The sequence below is a fragment of the Clostridium sartagoforme AAU1 genome, from assembly GCF_000401215.1.
GTDB lineage: Bacteria > Bacillota > Clostridia > Clostridiales > Clostridiaceae > Clostridium > Clostridium sartagoforme.
Window position 1 is genome coordinate 1 of sequence record NZ_ASRV01000230.1, and the last position, 4,897, is coordinate 4,897.

Here is a 4,897-nt window from a genome sequence, read left to right on the forward strand (position 1 = left end):
TAAAATAAGCATCATGCTTTTTGTATAATTCATTATAAAATATATAACTATAATTTTTAATAAAAAAGATTAACATATACTTTTAATATAACTTATTATAGAAAGATAAAAATTTTTAATGTATAATTAGTTTTTAGTGAAGAACATAAAGAATAAAAGAAGAGAGGCAATAAAATGAAAATAGGATTTGACCATAAAAAATATCTTGAAGAACAATCTAAATATATACTAGAAAGAGTTAATAATTATGATAAATTATATTTAGAATTTGGTGGAAAACTTATGTTTGATCTACATGCAAAAAGAGTTTTGCCGGGATTTGATGAAAATGCTAAAATAAAGCTTCTTCAAAAATTAAAAGAAAAAGTTGAAGTTGTTATTTGTGTTTATGCAGGAGATATAGAAAGAAATAAAATAAGAGGAGATTTTGGTATTACATATGATTTAGAAGTATTAAGATTAATAGATGATTTAAGAACATATGAACTTGATGTAAATAGTGTAGTTATAACAAGATACGATGGACAACCAGCTACTACTGTTTTTATAAATAAGCTAGAAAGAAGAGGAATAAAAGTTTATAAGCATGAGGCTACAAAAGGATACCCAACTGATGTTGATACTATAGTAAGTGAAGAAGGATATGGAAAAAATCCATATATAGAAACAACTAAGCCTATAGTAGTTGTTACTGCACCAGGCCCAGGAAGTGGTAAGCTTGCGACTTGTTTAAGTCAATTATATCACGAAAATAAAAGAGGAAATGTTGCTGGATACTCTAAATTTGAGACTTTTCCAGTTTGGAATGTTCCATTAAAGCACCCCTTAAACATAGCATATGAGGCTGCTACTGTTGATTTGAAAGATGTAAATATGATAGATTCATTTCACGTTGATGCTTATAATAAGGTAGCTGTAAATTATAATAGAGACATAGAAAGTTTTCCGGTATTAAAAAGAATAATTGAGAAAATTACTGGAGAGGAATCAGTATATAAATCTCCTACTGATATGGGAGTAAATAGAGTTGGTTATGGAATTATAGATGATGAAGTAATAAAAGAAGCTTCTAAGCAAGAAATAATAAGAAGATATTTTAAAACTACTTGTGAATATAAAAAAGGATATATAGATAAAGAAACATCAGATAGAGCTAAGTTAATTATGGAAGAACTAAGCTTAAAGGAAACTGACAGAAATGTTGTAATTCCAGCAAGAGATTATTTAGCTAAACAAAGAAAGCTGCAAGGGAAAAACGATGGGATCTCATCAGTTGCATTAGAACTTGAAGATGGAAATATAATAACAGGAAAGAGCTCAGAATTAATGGATGCATCTGCAGCTGTAATATTAAATTCAATAAAGCATCTTGCAAATATATCAGATGAAATTCATCTTATTTCACCTGTAATATTAGAACCAATAAAAAATTTGAAATTGAAAACTTTAGGAATAAATAATACAGTTTTAAATTGTGAAGAAATATTAATAGCCTTAAGCATATGTGCAGCAACTAATCCTACAGCACAGGTTGCCCTTGAAAAACTGACTATGTTAAAGGGATGCCAAGCACACTCTACAACTATTATACCAACTAATGATGAACAAACCTTCAGAAGGCTTGGAATAGATATAACTTGTGATGCTGAATATCAAAGTGAAAATTTATATTATAATAATTAGTAATAAAAACCATCTTTTAAAGGATGGTTTTTATTATTTAAATTAAAAATTTAGGGAATACTATTTTTAATAGATTAGGAGGGTTTTTCAATGAATAATGATTTATCTGTTAAAATTATTCCTTTAGGTGGAGTAGGAGAAATAGGAAAAAATATTACAGCAATAGAAGCTGGTGAAGAAATAATAGTAGTTGATTGTGGAGTTGCATTTCCAGATGAAGAAATGTATGGAGTAGATTTAATAATTCCAGACATAACATATTTAATTCAAAACAAAGATAAGGTAAAGGGATTTTTTATTACACATGCTCATGAAGATCATATTGGATCAATTCCATATATATTAAAACAGTTAAATGTACCCATATATGGAACAAGATTGGCCTTAGCTATTATTGAAAATAAATTAAGAGAGCATAACTTAATAGAAACCAGTAATTTGATTAGTGTAAATCCAGGAGAAAATGTTGATTTAGAAAATATAAGCATTGAGTTTATCCAAAGTACACATAGTATAGCAGAATCTTGCTGTTTAGCTATAAAAACCCCACTTGGGGTTATATTTCATACTGGTGATTTTAAAATAGATTTAACACCTATAGATGAAAAAGTCATAGATATAAATAGAATTTCAAGTATAGGAAAAGAGGGCGTTATTTTATTAATGGCCGACAGTACTAATGTTGAAAGATCAGGATATACAATGTCAGAAAAATCAATAGGAAACACATTCAGAAGAATCTTTAGAAGTGCAAAGGGGAGAATAATTGTAGCGACATTTGCATCTAATATACATAGAATGCAGCAAATAATAGATGCGTCAATAGAAAATAATAGAAGAGTTTCTTTTTCAGGTCGAAGCATGGAAAATATTTCGAAATCAGCAAAAGAACTTGGATATCTTCATATTCCAGATGATATGTTAGTAGAAATAGACGATATAAAAAATTATTCAAATGAAAATATAACAATTATTACAACAGGAAGTCAAGGTGAACCTATGGCAGCCTTAGCAAGAATAGCTTTTGGAAACCACAGAAAAATAAAAATAGAAAGAGATGATTTATTTATAATCTCAGCATCCCCAATACCAGGTAATGATAAACTAATTTCAAAAGTAATAAATCAGTTATTTAAAAAAGGTGCGGATGTTATTTATGAAGATTTAGAAGAAGTCCATGTATCAGGGCATGCCTATAGAGAAGAGTTAAAATTGATGCACACACTTATAAAGCCAAAATACTTTATGCCTGTTCATGGAGAATATAGACATCTAAAACATCATAAAGATTTAGCAATTAGTCTTGGTATGGAATCTAAGGATATATTCATATTAGAAGTTGGAAACGTACTAGAGATAAAGCAAGAATCTGCTAAAATATGCGGCAAAGTAACTAGTGGAACTGTTTTGGTAGATGGATTAGGAGTAGGAGATGTAGGAAGTCTTGTTTTAAGAGATAGAAAGCATTTAGCACAAGATGGATTAGTAAATATTGTTGTAACAATAGAAAAAGAAAGTTACAGTATAATTGCAGGACCAGATATAATAACAAGAGGCTTTGTATATGTGAAAGAATCAGAAGAACTAATTAAGGAGTTAAAACAAATTGCAACAGAAGAACTTCAAAATTGTTAGATGATAAAATTATAGAGTGGTACTTAATTAAAACAAATGTTAAAAAAGCTTTAGAAAGATATATTTATGACAAAACAAAAAGAAGGCCTACAATAATCCCAATAATTATGGAAATTTAATATAAGATAAAAATCTACAATAATAAGTTATTTTAATATAATATTATTGTAGATTTTTAATTGAATCATATATATAATAGATATTAAAAAGTAAATAGGAGGGGTTTTATGAAAAACGTAGCAGCATTTTTTGATATTGATGGGACTATATACAGAGAAGGTTTAATTACAGAAGTATTTAAAAAAATAATAAAATATGAACTAGTCAGCGAAAATAAATGGTATAAAGACGTAAGACCTTCATACATAAAATGGGATAAAAGACAAGGTGATTACGATACCTATCTACTAAAAATGGTAGATGTTTATGTTGAAGCAATAAAAGGAATAGATAAGTATCATATAGATTATATAGCTAAAAAAGTTATAGAACAAAAGGGAGATAGAGTGTACACTTTTAGTAGAGAAAGAATAAAGTGGCACAAAGATCAAGGACATATAGTAATTGCAATATCAGGCTCTCCAAGTGAATTAGTAAAAGAAATGTCTATGAAGTATAATATGGATGATTATAAAGGAACAGTTTATGAACTAGATAATAATAATAAGTATAGTGGTGATGTAATTCCTATGTGGGATCATGAAAGTAAGTTAAATTCAATTAATGAATTTCAACAAAAATATAATATTGATTTAAGTAAAAGCTATGCCTATGGAGACACATCCGGAGATATAAGTATGTTCAAATCAGTAGGTATACCATATGCAATAAATCCAACAAAGGAACTCTTAAGCAAAGTTATGGAAGATGAAGAAATAAAAGAAAAGATAAAAATCATTGTAGAACGTAAAGATGTAACTTATAATTTAGATATAAATTGCATAAACATTTTATAAATTGCGAAGCAATTTTTAAGTGAAAAGTTAATAGTGAAAGAGTGAAAAGGTAAGGATGTTTTGCTGTGCAAAACTTAAATTTAGTCGTTGCAAGGCATTGAATACTTAGTGAAGTTGAGTGTAACGATAACTGAACTTAGTATGAAAGCCCATCTACTGAAGATTGACTGAAGGAGATGTTCATTTGACGAATACTTAGTGAGGTTGAGTGTAACGATAACTGAACTTAGTATGAAAGCCCATCTACTGAAGTTTACCAGAAGTAGATGTTCATTAACTTTTTTCTCTCTTAACTCTTTCACTTTTTACTATTTTGCTTTGCAAAATATAACAAAGGGGAGTACTATGATAACTATTGATAATAAACTTATAGAAGAAAAGCTAAAGCAGCTAAAAAAGGCTATTGAAATAGCAGGGGGAAAAGAATTTTTAAAAAGTATAAGAAGTGATAATGAATTGGCACTTTTTATACTGCAAAGTGCTTTTCAAAATGAATATTCATGTATAGAAGTTTTAGGGAAAAAGTATTCTATTTTAGAATTACTAAAATTAAAATTAGAATATGAAAAAAGCTATATAAAAGATAAGAAAAAATATGTTCAAAAAATAGCTTTTAAAATTAA

General features: G+C 28.0%; 3 protein-coding genes and 1 pseudogene. All 4 read left to right on the plus strand.

Annotated elements, in window-relative coordinates; translation table 11 throughout:
- Window positions 1-174: 174 nt before the first annotated feature.
- Entirely contained in the window at window positions 175-1,683 is a 1,509-nt protein-coding gene (locus tag A500_RS18055) for a DUF1846 domain-containing protein (RefSeq protein ID WP_016209013.1), read from the plus strand.
- Window positions 1,684-1,773: 90 nt separating this feature from the next.
- Window positions 1,774-3,437: pseudogene (locus tag A500_RS18060) on the plus strand (ribonuclease J).
- A gap of 108 nt (window positions 3,438-3,545) precedes the next feature.
- Window positions 3,546-4,274 (plus strand): HAD-IB family hydrolase, encoded by a 729-nt coding sequence (locus tag A500_RS18065; RefSeq protein ID WP_016209016.1) that lies wholly within the window; start codon window positions 3,546-3,548, stop codon window positions 4,272-4,274.
- A 345-nt stretch (window positions 4,275-4,619) separates the two neighbouring features.
- A partial coding sequence (locus A500_RS18070) for a hypothetical protein (protein WP_016209017.1) occupies window positions 4,620-4,897 on the plus strand: 278 nt, incomplete at its 3' end.